This window comes from Actinomadura hibisca NBRC 15177, assembly GCF_001552635.1.
Taxonomy (GTDB): domain Bacteria; phylum Actinomycetota; class Actinomycetes; order Streptosporangiales; family Streptosporangiaceae; genus Spirillospora; species Spirillospora hibisca.
The window spans coordinates 15,856-34,167 of sequence record NZ_BCRO01000083.1 but is presented as its reverse complement, the minus strand read 5'-3'; the positions used below and the strand labels follow the sequence as shown (position 1 = coordinate 34,167).

General features: G+C 74.2%; 17 protein-coding genes. 8 read left to right on the top strand and 9 right to left on the bottom strand.

From position 1 onward, the window contains the following. The first annotated feature begins 10 nt into the window (after positions 1 to 10). Positions 11 to 868, top strand: coding sequence for a class II glutamine amidotransferase (locus AH6_RS33000; RefSeq protein ID WP_067488048.1), 858 nt, complete (start codon positions 11 to 13; stop codon positions 866 to 868). A 97-nt stretch (positions 869 to 965) separates the two neighbouring features. Next, on the top strand, positions 966 to 1,793 hold the full coding sequence (locus AH6_RS32995; RefSeq protein ID WP_067488046.1) for a PIG-L family deacetylase: 828 nt from the start codon (positions 966 to 968) through the stop codon (positions 1,791 to 1,793). A 38-nt stretch (positions 1,794 to 1,831) separates the two neighbouring features. Here the strand turns inward: AH6_RS32995 and AH6_RS45510 are convergent, their stop codons facing one another. From AH6_RS45510 to AH6_RS32980, 3 genes are all read right to left on the bottom strand, one after another. Further along, positions 1,832 to 2,269 carry a hypothetical protein gene (locus tag AH6_RS45510; RefSeq protein ID WP_067488044.1) on the bottom strand — a complete coding sequence of 146 codons (438 nt, stop codon included), beginning with the start codon at positions 2,267 to 2,269 and terminating at the stop codon, positions 1,832 to 1,834. 283 nt (positions 2,270 to 2,552) lie between these two features. After that, positions 2,553 to 3,236, bottom strand: coding sequence for a TetR family transcriptional regulator (locus tag AH6_RS32985; protein ID WP_067488042.1), 684 nt, complete (start codon positions 3,234 to 3,236; stop codon positions 2,553 to 2,555). Continuing rightward, complete coding sequence (locus tag AH6_RS32980) at positions 3,233 to 4,525, bottom strand: acyl-CoA dehydrogenase family protein (protein WP_067488041.1); 1,293 nt, start codon at positions 4,523 to 4,525, stop codon at positions 3,233 to 3,235. The genes AH6_RS32985 and AH6_RS32980 overlap by 4 nt, the downstream gene beginning before the upstream one ends. A gap of 119 nt (positions 4,526 to 4,644) precedes the next feature. Here AH6_RS32980 and AH6_RS32975 point away from each other — a divergent pair, with 119 nt between their 5' ends. Further along, positions 4,645 to 5,703, top strand: a complete 1,059-nt coding sequence (locus AH6_RS32975; RefSeq protein ID WP_245679569.1) for a phosphotransferase family protein — start codon at positions 4,645 to 4,647, stop codon at positions 5,701 to 5,703. A gap of 127 nt (positions 5,704 to 5,830) precedes the next feature. Further along, positions 5,831 to 7,324 (top strand): cytochrome bc1 complex cytochrome b subunit, encoded by a 1,494-nt coding sequence (gene qcrB / locus AH6_RS32970; protein ID WP_083983718.1) that lies wholly within the window; start codon positions 5,831 to 5,833, stop codon positions 7,322 to 7,324. 17 nt (positions 7,325 to 7,341) lie between these two features. Here qcrB and AH6_RS32965 read toward each other — a convergent pair whose 3' ends face one another. From AH6_RS32965 to AH6_RS32940, 6 genes are all read right to left on the bottom strand, one after another. Then, entirely contained in the window at positions 7,342 to 8,247 is a 906-nt protein-coding gene (locus AH6_RS32965; protein ID WP_067488037.1) for an oxygenase MpaB family protein, read from the bottom strand. 75 nt (positions 8,248 to 8,322) lie between these two features. Continuing rightward, positions 8,323 to 8,547 carry a phosphopantetheine-binding protein gene (locus AH6_RS32960; protein ID WP_067488035.1) on the bottom strand — a complete coding sequence of 75 codons (225 nt, stop codon included), beginning with the start codon at positions 8,545 to 8,547 and terminating at the stop codon, positions 8,323 to 8,325. Between the two features lie 24 nt (positions 8,548 to 8,571). Further along, positions 8,572 to 9,216: an isochorismatase family protein gene (locus AH6_RS32955; protein WP_067488033.1), complete on the bottom strand. Its 645-nt coding sequence runs from the start codon at positions 9,214 to 9,216 to the stop codon at positions 8,572 to 8,574. Between the two features lie 11 nt (positions 9,217 to 9,227). Beyond that, positions 9,228 to 10,898 (bottom strand): (2,3-dihydroxybenzoyl)adenylate synthase, encoded by a 1,671-nt coding sequence (locus AH6_RS32950; protein WP_067488031.1) that lies wholly within the window; start codon positions 10,896 to 10,898, stop codon positions 9,228 to 9,230. After that, positions 10,898 to 12,022, bottom strand: a complete 1,125-nt coding sequence (locus AH6_RS32945) for an isochorismate synthase (RefSeq protein ID WP_067488029.1) — start codon at positions 12,020 to 12,022, stop codon at positions 10,898 to 10,900. Before AH6_RS32945 ends, AH6_RS32950 begins: the two co-directional genes overlap by 1 nt. A gap of 46 nt (positions 12,023 to 12,068) precedes the next feature. Then, positions 12,069 to 12,896 (bottom strand): 2,3-dihydro-2,3-dihydroxybenzoate dehydrogenase, encoded by an 828-nt coding sequence (locus tag AH6_RS32940; protein ID WP_083983717.1) that lies wholly within the window; start codon positions 12,894 to 12,896, stop codon positions 12,069 to 12,071. A 157-nt stretch (positions 12,897 to 13,053) separates the two neighbouring features. Here AH6_RS32940 and AH6_RS32935 point away from each other — a divergent pair, with 157 nt between their 5' ends. The 4 genes from AH6_RS32935 to AH6_RS32920 all read left to right on the top strand — a co-directional run bounded on the left by AH6_RS32935 (position 13,054) and on the right by AH6_RS32920 (position 18,302). Next, positions 13,054 to 15,243 carry an iron chelate uptake ABC transporter family permease subunit gene (locus tag AH6_RS32935; protein WP_067488025.1) on the top strand — a complete coding sequence of 730 codons (2,190 nt, stop codon included), beginning with the start codon at positions 13,054 to 13,056 and terminating at the stop codon, positions 15,241 to 15,243. A 35-nt stretch (positions 15,244 to 15,278) separates the two neighbouring features. Then, positions 15,279 to 16,133 (top strand): ABC transporter ATP-binding protein, encoded by an 855-nt coding sequence (locus AH6_RS32930; protein ID WP_067488023.1) that lies wholly within the window; start codon positions 15,279 to 15,281, stop codon positions 16,131 to 16,133. Further along, on the top strand, positions 16,130 to 17,290 hold the full coding sequence (locus AH6_RS32925) for an enterochelin esterase domain-containing protein (RefSeq protein ID WP_083983716.1): 1,161 nt from the start codon (positions 16,130 to 16,132) through the stop codon (positions 17,288 to 17,290). Before AH6_RS32930 ends, AH6_RS32925 begins: the two co-directional genes overlap by 4 nt. Positions 17,291 to 17,363: 73 nt before the next feature. Continuing rightward, entirely contained in the window at positions 17,364 to 18,302 is a 939-nt protein-coding gene (locus AH6_RS32920; protein ID WP_067488019.1) for a TIGR03621 family F420-dependent LLM class oxidoreductase, read from the top strand. Positions 18,303 to 18,312 lie beyond the last annotated feature (10 nt).

Sequence of the window (18,312 nt, the reverse complement as noted above, 5' to 3'; positions counted from 1 at the left end):
TGGTGGGAGGATGTGCCGACTTTTCGCGATGACCACCGGCGGCCCTCGGATCGGGGCGACTTTCTGGCTGCTGGACGCGCCCCAGAGCCTGCACGAGCAGAGCCGCAAGCAGCCCGACGGGACGGGGCTGGGCTGGTTCTCGCTGGGCGACGAGCCGGTGCGCGACCGCGCCCCCATCGCCGCCTTCGAGAACGCCGACTTCGCCTCCATGGCCCAGCACGTGGTGTCCCACACGTTCGTGTCGCACGTGCGGTACGCCTCCACGGGCTCGGTGAGCGTGCACAACGCCCACCCGTTCGACATGAACGACCGGTTGTTCGCCCACAACGGCGTGGTGCAGGGCCTGGACGTGCTCAACTCGTGGCTGACCGACGTGGACCGGGCGCTGATGGAGGGGCAGACCGACTCCGAGCTGGTGTTCGCCTACATCACCGCCGAGATCCGCAGGCACGGCGACACCACCGCGGGGCTGGTCGCCGCGATCCGGCGGATCGCCGCCGAGCTGCCGGTCTACGCGCTGAACATCGTGCTGGCCGAGTCGGGCAAGCTGTGGGCGCTGCGCTACCCCGACCCCAACGAGCTGTGGGTGCTGGCCCCGGAGCTGGGCGGGGACGGCGGGGAGGTGCTGCACCTGGAGGGCGGGCACGAGCCCGGCAGCCTGGACCTCGCGGCCGGCGGCCGCCGCACCCCCGCCTACGTGATCGCCAGCGAGCGGATGGACGACAACCCGGACTGGCGGCTGATGGAGCCGGGCGAGCTGCTGGTGGTGGACGGGCTGACCGCCACCTCGTCGTTCCCGTTCGACCCGCCCGCGCACCAGCTGACCACCGAGGACCTGTCGGCGAAGGAGGCCACCTCCCAGGTGTGAGGAGGCAGGTGTGAGGAGGGACGGGCGGCGGGTCGTCGTACCGGGTCCGTAGAGTGGTCCGGACCGCCCTGCCGCCCCTCGGAGGAGTCCCGGAGTCATGGAACAGCAGCTCACCCTGATGGCGGTCCACGCCCATCCCGACGACGAGGTGCTGAGCACCGGCGGCCTGCTGGCCCGGTGCGCCGCCGAGGGGGTCCGGACGGTGCTGGTCACCTGCACCAACGGCGAGCAGGGCGACGACGACGGCGGGATCAAGCCCGGCGACCCGGGCCACGACGACGCGGGCGTGGCGCGCAAGCGGCTGGCCGAGCTGGAGGAGTCGGTGAAGCTGCTCGGCGTCGAGCACGTGGAGCTGCTGGGCTACCGCGACTCGGGCATGGACGGCTGGGCCACCAACGAGCATCCCGAGGCGTTCGCCAACATCCCCGTCGAGGAGGCGGCCGCGCGCCTGGCGGAGCTGGTGGAGCGCTACCGGCCGCAGGTCGTGGTCACCTACGACGAGAACGGCGGCTACGGGCACCCCGACCACATCCAGGCGCACCGGATCGCGGTCGCCGCCGTCGAGGAGACGGGCATCCCGGACAAGCTGTACTACACCGCCGTGCCGCGCTCGGGCGTCCGGGAGATGGGGCGGCGCATGGCCGAGTTCGGCATCGAGGGCTTCGACGAGCTGCCCGACGACTTCGGCGTGCCGGACGAGATGATCCACGCGGTGCTGGACGTGTCCGAGCACGCCGACCGCAAGCGCAAGGCCCTCCAGGCGCACGCCAGCCAGGGCGAGAGCATCTTCCTGCTGCGCCTGCCCGAGGAGGCCCAGCAGCTGGTGTTCTCCGTGGAGTCGTTCACCCGCGTATTCAGCCGGGTGGAGGTCCCCGACCACGAGGACGACCTGTTCACCGGCCTGCGCGGCACGCCCGCGAAGTGACCCGCTCCGGCTGACCGGCGACCGTCACCGGCCGCCGGTCAGCCGGAGCGGTCGCGGCGCGCCTGCGCCCGGTAGTGGTCCAGGACGTCCTGGCGCAGCAGGTGCCCGAAGCCCGAACGCTCCAGGCGCAGCGCCAGGGTCGCCTCGTCGGTGCCGAGCGCGGCGGCGGTCCGGCCCAGGTGCCAGTCGTGGGCGGCCAGGCGGCTCAGCAGGTGGCCGCGCCGGGTCTGGCCGTCCGACAGGCGGAACGACTTCAGGTAGGCGACGTTCCCGTCCCGGTCGGTGATGGCCTCGCCGATGTGCCCCTCGTGCTTGAGCCGGAACGACGGCAGGAACCGTGACAGCACGAACTCCCGCTGGTACTGCACCTCGTGGGCGCTGCCCTCCGCGGCGAACCGGGCGATCTCCACCAGGTCGAGCAGGTCCTCGGCGTCGCGGATGCCGCTGGTGGGCACGGTCGGGGCGAGCGCGCGCACCTGGAAGTCGGCGGCGTCGTAGACCGGGTTGAGGCGGTGATCTGGACGCGCCGGTCGGGGCCGAGGCGGGTGCGCCAGATCCGCGGGACCTGGGCGGCCAGGCCGGGCGGCGCGTGTCCCACCCGTCGGACAGATGATCAGCTGAGGGCCGCGTACAGGTCGTCGGGGGCCGGCCGGGGCATGGGGGCGCGAGCAGCGAATCATCGTTGTAAAGACGGGTTCCGGAAGTCGCGCCGGAGTCCCGCGGCCGGCTCCCGCACCGTGACACCGGGTGCGGTGAAGATCAGCCGGGTTTTCCGCGGGCGGCGTCGCGCTCGGCGGCCAGGCGGCTGGTCTCGGCCGACACCGGGGCGGCCAGCACGGCGGTGACCACGTCGATCAGGTAGCTGGTGAACAGCCGGTCGTCGGCGTGCGGGCCGGAGCGGGCGCGGCGGGCCAGCTCGGTGGCGGCCGTCAGGATGGCGGTGAAGCGGCGGTGCAGCCGGATCGCGTCGGCGCTCAGCAGCGGCTCGGCCAGCGCGCGCCAGCGGGCGATGCTGTCGGCGGGGTCGGCCTGGGCGGGGTCGGTCAGGGCCGTGGCCGGGATGAGCGGGCGGGGACGGCTGAGGACGGCGGCCCAGATCTCCAGGAACTCGCGGCCGCCCCGGTCGGCCAGCCGGGCGGCGAGCGGCCGGACCAGCGCCCCCGCCAGCGCCCGCACGTCGGGATCGTCGGCGGGGCCGGGGGCGGCCTCGTAGGCGTCCAGCAGGGCGTGCCTGCGCGCGTCCACCTCGGGCAGGTGCCGGGCCAGGATCGCCGCGACGATCCCGGCCCGGTCGGTGAAGTGGTACTGGACGGCGGTGGCGTTGCGCGCCCCGGCGGCCTGGTTGATCTCGCGCAGGCTCACCGCGTCCAGGCCGCGCTCGGCGTAGAGCCGCTGGGCCGCGTCGAGCAGGCGCTCGCGGGTGCCGGTACCGGTCGTGGTCACTCGTTCCCCATCACGTGCTCCAGGGCGGCGGCGTAACGTTCGCGGGCCGCCGCGCGCCGGGTCGGCAGGTGGGCGCTCGGCCACAACCCCTCGACGGGCTCGTGGCCGCGCAGGATCTGGCGGGCCACGGTGATCTTGTGGACCTCGGTCGGGCCGTCGGCGATCGCCAGCGCCTGCGCCCCCATCATCATGGCGGCGAACGGCATCTCGTTGGACACCCCGAGCGCGCCGTGCAGGTGCATGGCGCGCTGCACCACGTCGTGCAGGACCCTGGGCATGGCCGCCTTGACCGCCGCGATGTCCTTGCGCACCTTCCGGTAGTCGCCGTGCTTGTCGATCAGCCAGGCGGTGCGCAGCACCAGCAGCCGGAACTGCTCGATCTCGATCCAGCTGTCGGCGATCTTCTCCTGGGTCATCTGGAGCTTGGCGAGCGGCCCGAACCGGGTCTCGCGCGACACCGCGCGCTCGCACATCATGTCGAACGCCTTGCGGACCTGGGCGATGGTGCGCATGGCGTGGTGGATCCGGCCGCCGCCGAGGCGGGTCTGGGCGATGGCGAACGCGCCGCCCTCCTCGCCCAGCAGCGCGTCGGCGGGCACGCGCACGTCGGTGTAGCGCAGGTAGCCGTGCGAGCCCTCGCGCTCGCCGCCGACGCCGACGTTGCGGACGATCTCCAGGCCGGGCGTCCCGGCGGGCACCAGGAACATCGACATGCCCTGGTAGGCGCTGACGTCGGGGTTGCTGACGGCCATGACGATCACGAAGGCGGCGTGCCGGGCGTTGGAGGAGAACCACTTCTCCCCGTTGAGCACCCAGCCGTCGCCGTCGCGCTCGGCGCGGGTGGTGAACAGGGTGGGGTCGGCCCCGGCGTGCGGCTCGGTCATGGAGTAGGAGGAGGAGATCTCGCCGGCCAGCAGCGGCGCGAGGTAGCGCTCCTTCTGGACCGGGGTGCCGAAGTGGGCGATGATCTCGGCGTTGCCGGAGTCGGGGGCCTGGCAGCCGAACACCGACGGCGCCCAGCGGGAGCGGCCGAGGATCTCGTTCAGCAGCGCCAGCCGCACCTGCCCGTAACCCTGGCCGCCGAGGTCGGGGCCGAGGTGGCAGGCCCACAGGCCGCGCTCGCGCACCCGCTCCTGGAGGGGCCGCACCAGCGCCTTGAAGCGGGGGTCGGCCTTGTCGTAGGGGTCGCCCAGCACCAGGTCCAGCGGCTCGACCTCGTCGCGGACGAAGGCGTCCGCCCAGTCGAGCAACTCCTGGTAGCCGGGGTCGGTCTCGAAGTCCCATGCCATCGCCGGCCTCCTGGCCTCGCCGCCGCACCGTCCCGACGATAATCTGCATATATCAGGGAATAATGCAAGCGCATTATGTTACCCTCCGGTACGACCGTGGAACCGGAGGAGGGCCCGCCGTGCCGCAGATCGACCCCGAGCTCGTGGACCTCGCCGTCCTGACCGGGTGGATAGACGCCCAGGGGTTGCCGGGCGGCCCGCTGGAGGACGTGGTCCCGCTCGCGGGCGGCACCCAGAACGTGCTGCTGCGGTTCCGCCGGGGCGGCCGCGACTACGTGCTGCGGCGCGGCCCCAAGCACCTGCGGGCCCGGACCAACGACGTGCTGCGCCGCGAGGCGCGCGTGCTGGCGGCCCTGGACGGCACCGACGTGCCCGCGCCCCGCCTCATCGCCGCGTGCCCGGACGAGACCGTCATGCACGGCGCGGTGTTCTACCTGATGACGCCGGTCGAGGGCTTCAACGCCTCGGTCGCCCTGCCCGAGCTGCACCAGGGCGACGCGGGCGTGCGGCACGAGATGGGCCTGAACGCGGCCCGCTCGCTGGCGGCGCTGGGCGCGGTGGACCACGAGGCGGTGGGGCTGGCCGATTTCGGCAAGCCGGAAGGGTTCCTGGAGCGCCAGGTCGGCCGCTGGACCTCCGAACTGGAGTCCTACAACACCCTGGACGGCTACCCCGGACCCGACATCCCGGGCCTGGACAAGGTCGCCTCGTGGTTGCAGGACAACCGCCCGGCGACCTGGCGACCGGGGATCATGCACGGCGACTACCACCTGGCCAACCTGATGTACTCCTTCGACGGCCCGCGGGTCGCGGCGATCGTCGACTGGGAGATGTGCACGATCGGCGACCCGCTGCTGGACCTGGGCTGGCTGCTGGCGACCTGGCCCGACCAGGGCGACGAGAGCGCGCAGCTCGCCGGTCCGCTGGGCGCGGCGGGCGGGCTGCCCACCGCCGCCGAGCTGGTCGCCGCCTACGGCGAGCGCGCCGAGGCCGCCCGGGGCCGCGACCTGTCGGCGATCACCTGGTACGCGGTGCTGGCCTGCTTCAAGCTGGGCATCGTGCTGGAGGGCACGCACGCCCGCGCCTGCGCGGGCATGGCGCCCAGGGAGACCGGGGACCTGCTGCACTCCATCACGCTCGGCCTGTTCCGGCGCGCGGAGGCGTTCATCGCGGGCTGAGGCCGTGGCGTCGTCGCGCTCCCGTCGCGACCACATCCGGACAATCGCACCCCTGTAGTACTACGCAGCGTCGTACTACGTTCGGTCGTATTAGGTCATCGGCGACCGGGCACCCAGGGGGCCTTCCATGGCAGCCACGTCGGCATCCACCTCGGCATCCACGTCAGCGGCCGGGCGCGCGGCGGGCGCGCTCGACACCAGGTTCGGCGGGGCCGGGTTCGCGCGCCGCGCCATGCGCAAGGCGTTCCCCGACCACTGGGGTTTCCTGCTCGGCGAGATCGCGCTCTACTCGTTCGTGGTCCTGCTAGCGTCGGGGGTCTTCCTGACGCTGTTCTTCAAGCCGAGCATGGCCGAGGTCGTCTACGACGGCTCCTACGCGCCGCTGCGCGGGGTGGAGATGAGCGAGGCGTACGCCTCCACGCTGCACATCAGCCTGGAGGTGCGCGGCGGCCTGCTGGTGCGGCAGATCCACCACTGGGCGGCGGTGGTGTTCGTGGCCGCGATCATGGCGCACCTGATGCGGGTGTTCCTCACCGGCGCGTTCCGCAAGCCGCGCGAGCTGAACTGGCTGCTCGGCTTCACCCTGTTCACCCTGGCGCTGGCCAACGGGTTCACCGGCTACTCGCTGCCCGACGACCTGCTGTCGGGCACCGGGCTGCGGCTGGTGCTGGGCGCGGCGCAGTCGTTGCCGCTGGTCGGGTCGTACGCGAGCTTCTTCCTGCTGGGCGGCGAGTTCCCCGGCACCGACCTGGTGCCGCGCCTGTACATCGTGCACGTGCTGCTGGTGCCGGGTCTGATGCTGGCGCTGGTGCCGGTGCACGCGATCGTGCTGCCGTGGGTGCAGAAGCACACCGACTTCCGGCGCGGCCGCAGCACCGAGAAGGCCGTGGAGGGCAAGCCGTTCTTCCCGGTGTTCGTGGCCAAGACCGCCGCGTTCCTGTTCTTCGTGGCGGGCGTGACGGCGCTGCTGGCGACGTTCTTCCAGATCAACCCGATCTGGTTGTACGGGCCCTACTCACCCACCGCGATCAGCGCGGGCACCCAGCCCGACTGGTACCTGGCGTTCGGCGACGGCGCGCTGCGGCTGATGCCCGGCTGGGACGTCGACGTGGCCGGGCACACCCTCGCCCTCGGCGTGGTGGTGCCGCTGCTGGTCATCACGGTGTTCTTCACGGCGCTGGCGCTGTACCCGTTCCTGGAGCGCCGCGTCACCGGGGACCGCGCGCTCCACCACGTGCTGGACCGCCCCCGCGACGCCGCGAACCGCACGGCCCTGGGCATGGCGGGCCTCACCTTCTACGCGGTGTTGTGGGCGGCGGCGGGCAACGACGTGCTCGCCGAGACGTTCCACCTGTCGTTGTTCGCGACCACGTGGTTCTTCCGGGCGGCTCTTCTGGTGGGGCCGGTTCTCGTGTTCACCGTCACGCGCTGGATCTGCCTGGGGCTCCAGCGACGTGACCAACTGCTGCTGAAGCACGGCATCGAGACGGGAATCATCGTGCGGGAGGTGTCCGGCCGTTACCGCGAACGCACGCGTCCGCTACCGGCGGAGACCGCCGCGCGGCTGGAGGCCCGTGCTTCCACTCCCCCGGTGACGGCGGGGTCCGCACGCGAGGAGTGACGCGCCCCAGAGCGCCGTCAGGCGTTCGGTGGGACCCGGACGTGCAGCAGGTTCCGGCGCGGGCGGACACCGCAGCGGGCCAGCCGCACGTGCAGGTCGGCCATCAGCGCCCGCGTCTCGGGCTTGAACGCCCGCGCCCGGATCTCCGGCGGGACCGCCAGGATCACGAAGCGCGCCACGCGCAGGCCGACGGTGATGAGAGGCTGGACGCCGGGGACCTCCGGCAGCGCCCGGTACATCTCACGGGCCCAGCGCGGCAGCGTGTAGTAGGCCAGCAGGCCCGCCGGGACCCACAGCGGTTTCAGCGGCGCGAGGAAGCGCAGCTTGCGCGGCATCTTCGGCCACAGCAGGAACCGCATGGTGGCCCGTGACTCGGGGATCACCCGCAGGTCCAGGCCGGTGCGGGCCGTGCGGAAGTACTCGGCCATCTCGGCGGCGCTGCCGGGCACCTCGTCGGCGTGCAGGCCGACGTAGGTGGCGGTGTGCCGCTGCTCGTCGAAGTAGCGGTCGCGTTCGGCGGGGGTGAGGCGCAGGCCGCCGCGCTCGACGAGTTCCAGGTAGGACGACACCTCGGCGCAGTGCACCCACAGCAGCAGTTCGGGGTCGTCCACACGGTGGGTGCGGCCGGTGTCGGGGTCCTTGATGCGCAACCGCCGGTGCACGCCGCGGACGCGGGCGCCCAGCTCGTCGGCCTGCTCGGGCGTGCCGACGGTGGTGACGGCGACGAAGTTGGCGGTGTTGAACAGCCGGTCCAGCGGCTCCGCCAGGAAGTCGGAGTTCTGCCAGACGCCGCGCATCGTCGTCGGCTGGAGCGCCTGGAGCATCAGCGCCCGCACCCCGGCGATCATCATCAGCGGGTCCAGCACCACCCGCCAGGAGACGGTCTCGGGCCCGTGCACGATCAGCTTCCGCGTGTCCACCATAGTAAGCACAGACTTACCGCAGGGCGGGCGGAAATGGAAGCGCCGGCCGGGCCCGGCCGACCGTCGGTGAGCGGGTCAGCGGGTGGTGAGCAGCGCGTGCCAGCCGGCGAGCGTGGGGGCGTCGGCCAGCTCGGCGAAGCCGATCTCGGTGCCCTGGGCGCGCCAGCGTTCGATCAGCATCATCACCCGGATCGAGTCGAGCCCGGCGTCCATGAGGTTGTCGTCGAACTCCAGCTCGGCGGGCTCGACGGCCAGCAGCTCGGCGACGTCGGCGCGCAGGCCGTCAAGGGTCTGTTGCACGGCGGAGGGCTCCCGTTCGGGGGTTCAGGGGACGGGCACGGGCGCGAGGGCCCGGCACAGCGCGTCGGTGGCGGTGACGACCGCGCAGCGCTGCGCGGCGTAGGTGACGGCCGAGCGGTGGTGCTCGGCGGAGAAGTCGGCGACCGCGTCGGCGACCAGGAACGGCCGCACGTCGCGGCTGAACGCCTCCACGGCGGTGGCCTGCACGCCGATGTGGGCGTAGACGCCGGTGAGCAGGAGCTGGTCGCGGCCCGCCGGGAGGAGGCGGTCGGCCAGGTCGGTGCGCACGAAGGCGCTGTAGCGCCACTTGGTGAGCACGACGTCGTCGTCGGCGGGCGCGAGGGCGTCCACGATCTGCCGCTCGCGGGGGGCCGCGCCGATGCCGTCGCCCCAGAAGTCCGACAGCAGGCCGCGCTGCTCCTTGGTCTGCGCGCCGGGCTGCGCGGAGTAGACGACCGGGACCCCGGCGCGGCGGGCGGCGGCGCGCAGCCGGGCGATGTTGTCGAGCAGGGTCGGCAGCGGGTCCCCGGCGAAGGCGTCCAGGAAGTAGTTCTGCATGTCGTGGATCAGCAGGACGGCGCGGCGGGGGTCGGGCCGCCAGTCCACGCGCGGCTCGGGCAGCTCGTCCGCGGCGGGCATCGGGTAGGCGGCGATGGCGGGGAGGGGCATGGGGACTCCTGTCAGCGGGGGGTGGGCTGGCCGGGCAGGGGGTCACGGTTCTCGGAGGCGGCGTCGGGGGCCGCGGCGTCGCGGGCGAGGCGTTCGGTCAGGGCGGCGCGCAGCTCGCGGCGGCTCACCTTGCCGACGCCGGTGTGCGGGAACTCCTCGACGAACACGATCCGGTCGGGGATCTTGTAGGCGGCGATGCCGCGGCCGCGCAGGAAGCCCTTCAGCGCCACCGCGCGCGGGGCCGCGCCGCGCGGGATCACGAACGCGCAGGTGCGCTCGCCGAGCAGCGCGTCGGGGACGGCGACCACGGCGGCGTCGAGCACGGCCTCGTGGGCGAGCAGGTGGTTCTCGACCTCCTCGGCGGCGATCTTCTCGCCGCCGCGGTTGATCTGGTCCTTGGCGCGGCCCTCCACCACCAGGTGGCCGTCGGGGGTGCGGCGGACGACGTCGCCGGTGCGGTAGAAGCCGTCGGCGGTGAAGGCGGCGGCGTTGTGCGCCTCGGCGCGGTAGTAGCCGCGGATCGTGTAGGGGCCGCGGGTGAGCAGGTGCCCGGCCTCCCCCGGCGGGACGGGCCGGTCCTGGTCGTCGACGACCAGGACCTCGTCGTGCGGGGAGATGGGGCGGCCCTGGGTGGTGACGCGGACCTGCTCGGGGTCGTCCAGGCGGGTGTAGTTGACCAGCCCCTCGGCCATCCCGAACACCTGCTGCACGTCGCAGCCGAGCACGGGCCGGACGCGGGCGGCGGCCTCGGCGCCGAACTTGGCGCCGCCGACCTGGAGCACTTCCAGGCTGGACAGGTCGTAGCGGGTCGCGGGGGCGGCCTCCAGCCACACCAGCGCCAGCGGCGGGACCATGCCGGTGATGGTGACGCGCTCGCGCTCGATGAGCGGGAAGGTCTCGTCGGGGCTCGGCAGCGGCGCGAGCACGACCTTGGCCCCGGCGGTGAGCGCGCCGAACACGCCGGGCGAGCTCATCGGGAAGTTGTGCGCGACCGGCAGCACGCACAGGTAGACGCTCTCGGGCGTGAGGCCGCAGATCTCGGCGCTGGCGCGGAAGGAGTAGACGTAGTCGTCGTGGGTGCGCGGGATCAGCTTGGGCGTGCCGGTGGTGCCGCCCGACAGCTGCATCAGCGCGACGTCGGACGGGTCGGGCTCGGGCAGCTCGACCGGGTCGCGGGGCAGCGCGTCGAGCGCGGTGAACTCGGCGGCGTCCCCCACCACGATCACGCGCTCGGCCTTCACCTCGCGGGCCAGCTCGCGGTGGTCGAATCCGGCGCACCGGTCGGGGATGACGTAGGCGGCGGCCTCGGCGTGCTCCAGGAAGTAGCCGATCTCGGCGGCGCGGTGCGCGGGCAGCGCGAAGATGGGGATCGCGCCGATCCGGAACAGCGCGAAGCAGAGCTCGAAGAACTCCGGGACGTTGGGCAGTTGCACCACGACGCGGTCGCGGGGGCGCAGCCCGAGCCGGTGGAGTCCGGCGGCGAGGCGGTCGGCGCGGCGGTCCAGCTCGGCGTAGGTCCAGCGGACCGGTCCGTCGGCTCCGACGCCGATGACGGCCTCGCGCTCGCCGTGCTCGGCGGCGGCCTCGCGGAGAAGTCGGCCGAAGGTCTGCCCGCGCCAGTAGCCCGCCTCGCGGTAGCGGGCGGCGAACTCCTCAGGCCAGGGAACGGCTCCGGGCAGCATCAGCGGTCCTCCTCGTCCAGGCCCAGGGCCCTCAGCAGCGTGCGGAACTTGGCGGTGGTCTCGGCCAGCTCGTCGGCGGGCTGCGAGCCGGGGACGATCCCGGCTCCGGCGAACAGGCGCAACGAACGTTCGCCGACCTCGGCGCAGCGGATCGCGACGGCCCACTCGCCGTCGCCGTCGGCGTCGCACCAGCCGACCGCGCCGCCGTAGAAGCCGCGGTCGAACGGCTCCAGCTCCGCGATGAGGTCGCGAGCGGTGGCGGCGGGCGTCCCGCACACCGCCGGGGTCGGGTGCAGGGCGGTCGCCAGCGTGAGCGCCGAGACGGCGGGGTCGGCGAGCCGCCCGGTGACGCGGGTGCCGAGGTGCCACATGGTGGCGGTGCGCACCAGCGACGGCTGCTCGGGCACGTCGAGGCGGTCGCAGAACGGGCGCAGCGCCTCGGCGACGGCGTCCACGACGAAGGCGTGCTCGCGCAGGTCCTTGCCCGACTCCAGCAGCGCGGCGGCGCGCCGCCGGTCCTCGTCGGGGTCGGCGCTGCGGGCCGCCGACCCGGCGAGCGGGTGCGAGGCGACGGCGCGGCCGTAGCGGGAGACCAGCAGCTCGGGGCTGGCGCCCAGCAACGTCCCGGCCGGGACGGGAGTGGCGAACACGTGGCCGTGCGGGTCTCCGGCGGCGAGGTTGCGCAGCAGGCGGGCGGCGTCCACACGTTCGGACGCGGTCAGGTGCAGGGTGCGGGCGAGGACGACCTTCTCCAGGCCGCTCTCGGTGAGGCGGGCCAGCGCCTTCTCCACCGCTCTCTCGTAGTCGCCGGGCGCGGGGACGGGGCGGATCTCGGGGCGGGCCGTGGAGGCGGCGGGCCGCTTGTGGCCGAAGCGGGCGGGGCCGGCCCAGCGCGCGGCGGCGGGCACCGCGAGGCGTTCGGCGGCGTCGGGACGGAACGGCAGCGCGCCCACCACCAGGCCGGGGCGGCGGGCGAGGGCGTCCGCGAGGGAGATCTCGTCGTGCGTCCCGTCGGCGAGCAGGGTGCGGTCGGGAGAGGAGAAGAAGAACGAGGAGCCCGGCCGGTGGTCGGCCAGCAGCCCGGCCGGTCCGGTGTCGGCACCGGCGACGGGTGCGGAGGTCAACGGTCAACCCTTTCGGTCGGGAGCGGGGGAAGGGGCGGCGCCGGGGTCAGCCGCGCAGGGAGGCGCCGCCGTCGACGTAGAGGTCGTGCAGGGTGATGTGGCGGGCTTCGTCGGACGCCAGGAAGCGCACCGCGCGCGCCACGTCCTCGGGCGCGGCGATGCGGCCGAGCGGGATGCCGGTGCGGTAGGCGGCGGGGTCACCGGCCAGCGCCGAGCGGAGGCCCTCGTCGGGGTCGGGCCACAGGTCGCGCTGCATGGCGGTGTCGGTGGAGCCGGGCGACACCACGTTGCAGCGGATGCCGTGCTCGGCCAGCTCCAGCCCCAGGCACTTGGTGAACTGGACGGCGGCGGCCTTGGACGCGGCGTAGGCGGCGAGGTGGGTGCGCGGCACGCGCGCGGCGTTGGAGGCGACGGTGACGATGGCGCCCCGGCGGCGCGGCACCATGCGGCGCGCCACCGCCCGCGAGACGTGGAAGACGCCGGTGGCGTTGACCGCCAGCGTCGCCGCCCAGTCCTGCTCGGTCAGCTCCAGCGCGGGGCCGGGCCGCAGGATCCCGGCGACGTTCACCAGGACGCCGAGGGGGCCGAGCTCGTCTTCGGCGCGCTCGACGGCCCGTTCGACGGCGGCGGCGTCGGTGACGTCGGCGGGCAGGGCGAGCGCGGGGCCGGGCAGGTCAGCGGCGGTGGCCTCGGCCGCGGCAGCGTCGCGGTCCACGACGGCGACGGCCGCGCCCGCCTCGGACAGCGCGCGGGCGACGGCGGCGCCGATGCCGCCTCCGGCCCCGGTCACCAGGGCCGTGCCCGTGCTGCCGCCCGTCCTGTCGCCCGTCCTATCGTCGGTCCCGTTGCCCGCCTCGCTGCCGGTGGCGTTCATGCGGCTGCTCACCCGCTCCTTCCGGTACGACGACTAAGGCGAACCTAAGTTAGGAATGCCTAACCTAAATTCCCGAATCATGCCGGAGGCGTCAAGCCCCCGGCCCGGGTGATCGTGATCACTGGGCCCGAGGTCAGAGTTAGGTTAGCCTTTCCTCATGTCAACACCGTCCGCCGTCTCCGCCGAGCCGCGGGCGACCCCCCGATCCCCGTCCCCGGCCCCCCGGCGCGGGCGCGCGGGAAGCGCGCTCCCCCTCCCCGCCCTGCTGGCGGGCCTCGCCGCGCTGGTCGCCGTGCTCGCCGTGACCTCGCTGTTCGTCGGGGCCGGCGACACCCGGCCCGGCCGCGTCCTGGACTTCCTGCTGGACCGCCCCGGAGCCCGCGCCGACGAGCAACTGCACACCGTCGTCGCCACCCTGCGCGTCCCGCGCACGCTCGCGGGCGTCGCGCTCGGCATGGCGCTGGGCCTGGCGGGCGCGCTGCTCCAGGCCGCCACCCGCAACCCGCTCGCCGAGACCGGGCTGCTCGGCGTCAACGGCGGCGCGGCGCTGGGCGTGGTGGTCGGCATCTCCTACTTCGGGATCGGCTCGGGGTTCGGCTACGTCCCCTGGGCGCTGGGCGGCGCGATGATCGCGAGCCTGCTGGTGCTGCTGCTCGCCGGGGCCGGGCGCGCGGGCGCGTCCCCGCTGCGCCTGGTGCTGGCGGGCGCTGCCCTGACCTTCACCTTCACCGGCCTCATCAACTTCATCGTGCTGGGCTCGGGCCGGACCTACGACGACTACCGCTTCTGGGTGCTGGGCTCGCTGGCCGGGGTCACCTCCAACAACCTGCTGGGCGTCCTGCCGGTGCTGGCGGTCGGCGCGCTGATGGCGCTGCCCGCCGTGCGGCCGCTGTCGGCGCTGGCGCTCGGCGACGACGCCGCCCGCGCGCTCGGCCACCGGCCGCCGGTCACCCGCGTGCTGGTCGCGGTGGCGGTGACGCTGCTGGCGGCGGGCTCGGTCGCGCTGGCCGGGCCGCTGACCTTCCTCGGCCTGGTCGCCGGGTACGCCGCGCGCCGCCTGGCCGGGCCGCGCACCGGCGCGCAGCTCGCCATCGCCGCGCTGGTGGGCGCGGCGGTGCTGCTGACCGCCGACGTGCTGGCGCGGGTGGTGATCAAGCCGTTCGAGACGTCGGTGGCGCTGGTGCTGGCGCTGATCGGCGGGCCGCTGCTGATCCTGATGGTGCGCTCCCGGAACGTGCTGCTGCTCGGCACGCCCGCCGGGCTCGGCGAGTCCGGGTCGGGCCGCCGCGTCAAGGCGCGCCCCGACCGGCCGCGCACCGCTCCCGACGACAGCCGGGCCCTGCGGTTCGGCGGCCTGTCGGTGCTGGTGCCGGTGCGCGGGCTGGCCGCGCTGCTCGGCCTGGCCGCGCTGGCGGTGGTGGTGCTGGGCGGGTGCGTGGTCCTCGGCTCGTCGGTGCTGACGCCCGCGCAGTCGCTGAACGCGCTGTTCGGGCACGGCACCCGCGCGGCGGTGCTGATGGTGCAGGAGTTCAGCCTGCCCCGCATCGTGGCGGGGGCGCTGGTCGGCGCGGCGCTGGCCGTGGCCGGGTGCCTGACGCAGACGATGGCGCGCAACCGGCTCGCCACCCCCGACTTCCTGGGCGTCAACGAGGGCGCGACGCTGGCGATCCTGCTCACCCTGATCGGCTCCTCCACCGCCACCTTCGGCCAGTGGTGGTCGGGACCGCTCGGCGGGCTGCTGGCCGCCGTCGCGATCCTGGTGGTCGCCGGGGGCGCGGGCGCGCAGGGCTACCGGGTGCTGGTGGTCGGCATCGCGACGGCGGCGATCCTGCGCTCGCTGGTGGAGCTGATCCTCGCCAAGAAGGACCTCAACATGGCGATGGCGGTCTACACCTGGAGCGTGGGCAGCCTGAACGGCCGCGGCTACTCCTCCATCGTCGCGCTCGGCATCGGGCTCGCGGTGCTGCTGCCCGCCGCGCTGCTGGCCGGGCGGCGGTTGCGGCTGCTGCGCTTCGGCGAGGACGTGGTGGCGGTCCTCGGCACCGACGTGCGGCGCGCCCGGCTGCTGGCGCTGGTCACCGCGACGGCCCTGGCGGGGCTCGCGGTCGGCGTCGGCGGGCCAATCGGGTTCATCGCGCTCACCGCGCCGGTGGTGGCGTCCTGGATCACCGGCCCGGCGCGGGTGCCGCTGCTGGCCTCGGCGCTGATCGGCGGCATGGTCGTGGCGCTCGCCGACACCGTCGGCCGCGTCGTCATGGCCGACTCCGAGATCCCGGTCGGCGCGATCGCCGGGATGGTCGCCGGGCCGTTCCTGCTGTACGTGCTGCTGCGCGAGCAGCGCGCCTGACCCCGGGCTTTCGACCCGACGAGAAGGGACTGAACGTGGAACTGGTGGTCGAGGGGGTCCGGGCGGGCTATCCCGGCCTGGTGGCCGTGGACGGCGTCGACCTGACGGTGCCGACCGGGCGCGTGGTCGCGATCGTCGGCCCCAACGGGTGCGGCAAGTCCACGCTGCTGCGCGCCATGGCCCGCGTGCACCGGCCCCTGGACGGCCGGATCACGGTGGGCGGCCACGACGTGTGGGCGATGCGGCCCCGGCAGGCCGCCCACCACGTCACGCTGCTGCCGCAGGCGCCGGTCGCGCCGGAGGGCATCACGGTCGCGGGCCTGGTCGCCTACGGCCGCCACCCGCACCAGGGCCTGTTCCGGCAGTGGTCGCGCGAGGACGAGCGGATCGTGGCCGAGGCCATGACCGCCACCGGCGTCACCGACCTCGCCGACCGGCGCGTGGACCAACTCTCGGGCGGGCAGCGGCAGCGCGCCTGGCTCGCGATGACGCTGGCGCAGCAGACGCCGGTGACGCTGCTGGACGAGCCGACCAGCGCGCTGGACCTCGGGCACTCGGTGGAGGTGCTGGACCTGGTGCGCACCGTGGCGCGCGACGGCCGCACCATCGTGATGGTGCTGCACGACATCGCCTCGGCCGCCCGCTACGCCGACGTGCTGGTGGCGATGCGGGCGGGGAAGGTCATCGCGTGCGGCTCCCCCAAGGAGATCGTGGACTCCGCGCTGATCCGCACCCTGTACGACATCGACGCCGACGTGCTGAGCGCCCCCGGCGACGGCGCGCCCGTGGTGGTGCCGACCGCCACCGGTGGCGACGGCTCCGATACCGCACAGGCCGATACCGCGCCCGCCGACGCCGTGCAGGCCGTCGCGGCGGCCAAGACCCCATGATGGGTCCCGCCGCCGCGCAGATCGACCGGTTCGAGCCCCCCGCCGTGCTGCCGAGCCCGCCGCTGCCCGCCGAACCCGCCTCCGGTCCCCTGGTCACCGACCTCGGCGACGGCCACCACGCCGTCACGTTCCTGTGGCGCGGCCCGGCCCGCCAGGTCCTGGTGATGATCAACACCCTCGCGGAGGGGATGCTCGGCGATCTGCGCCCCGCGCTGATGGAACGCATCCCGGGCAGCGACCTGTGGCACCGCACCTTCCGGTTCCGGTCGGACCTGCGCGCGACCTACCAGTTCCACGTGTCGGAGGAGGCGTTCGAGGCCGCCACCCCCGAGGAGTGGGGGGCCGTGCGACGCACCGCCGTACCCGACCCGCTGAATCCCGAGACGCTGCCGTCCTGGTTCCCCGGCATCACCACCTCGGTGCTGGAACTGCCGGACGCGCCGCCGCAGCCGTGGGCGCGGCCCCGTCCGGGCGTCCCGGCCGGGACGGTCACCGAGCATCTGGTGTCGAGCGCGGCCCTCGGCGAGGACCGTGCCGTGCACGTCTACACCCCCGCCGTGCCCGTGGAGTCGCCCGACCTGCTGGTGCTGCTGGACGGTGATCTGTGGTCGGGGCCGGTGCCCATCGCGCCCACCCTGGACAACCTCATCGCTGAGGGCCGCATCGCGCCGCTGGTGGCGGTGATGCCGGTCTCCGGCGACTACGCCACGCGCAACCGGGAGCTGGGCGGCAGCGAACCGTTCCTGGAGTTCCTGGCCGACGAGCTGCCCGCGTGGGCCGCCGAGCGCTGGCCGGTGACCGCCGACCCCGCCCGCACCACGATCGCGGGCCAGAGCCTGGGCGGCCTGGCGGCGGCGGCCGCCGCGCTGCGCTCCCCCGGCCGGTTCGGCAAGGTGCTGGCCCAGTCGGGCGCGTTCTGGCTGGACGACGAGGCGCTGACCCGCGCGTACGCGACCGCTCCCCGCCATCCGCTGCGCTTCCGTCTGGAGGTGGGGCGCAACGAGTGGCGGCTGCGGCCCGCCGTCCACCGCTTCCACCGGACGCTGCGCGAGCGCGACTACGAGGCCGTGCTCACCGAGTACACCGGGGGCCACGACCTGGCCTGCTGGCGCGGCGGCCTCGCGGACGGCCTGCTCGCCCTGAACGGCACGCCCTGAGCAGCCTGGTCCTGGCAACCTGACGTCGGATTCCTGCCAGCACGGCTGGTCCCCCGCCCCGCAGCATGAAGGCATGAACGCCATCCCGCCGCTGCGTTTCGGTGTCGTCGCCGAATCCGCCCGGACCGTCGAAGACCTGGTCAGGACCGCCCGCCGCGCCGAGGAACTCGGCTACGCCACCCTGACGTTGCGCGACCACTTCGTGGCCGAGCCCTTCGGCGACCAGCCCGCTCCCCTGATCGCCCTCACCGCCGCCGCCTGCGCCACCCGGACGTTGCGTCTGGGCACGCTGGTGCTCGCCAACGACTACCGGCACCCGGTGCTGCTGGCGAAGGAGGCCGCCACACTGGACCAGGCGTCGGGCGGCCGGTTCGAGCTGGGCGTCGGCGCGGGCTGGCTGCGCGACGAGTACGAGCGCGGAGGGCTGGCGTTCGACCCGGCGGGCGTGCGCGTGGACCGGCTCGCCGAGTCGCTGCGCCTGCTGCGCGGCCTGCTGGACGGCGAGAAGGTCACCTTCACCGGCGAGCACTACGCGGTCCGCGACCTGGCGGTGTTCCCGGTCCCGGAGCGGCGTCCGCCGCTGCTGGTCGGCGCGGGCAGCCCCCGGATGCTGGCCCTGGCGGGCCGCTGCGCCGACATCGTCGGCGTCCTGCCGCGCGCCCTGCCCGAGGGGAGGATCTCCGAGGAGATCACCGAGCGGCTGCCCGGCACCATCGCCCGCAAGGTGGAGCGGGTGCGGGAGGCCGCCGACGGCCGTGCGGTGGAGCTGAGCATGCTGGTCACCCCCGTCTTCGGCGCCGACCCGCGCTCGACGGCCGCCAAGGTGGCGGTGACGCGTGGCTGGGGCACCTCCTCCACCGACCTGGTGCTGGAGATGCCGTCGCAGTTCGTGGGCCCGCCCGAGCACATCGCCGGTCAGATCGTCGAACGCCGCGACCGCTACGGCTTCTCCTACTACCTGGTCCCCGACCACCTGATGGAGGAGTTCGCCGCCGTCATCGCCCTGCTGTGAGGGTGGCCGG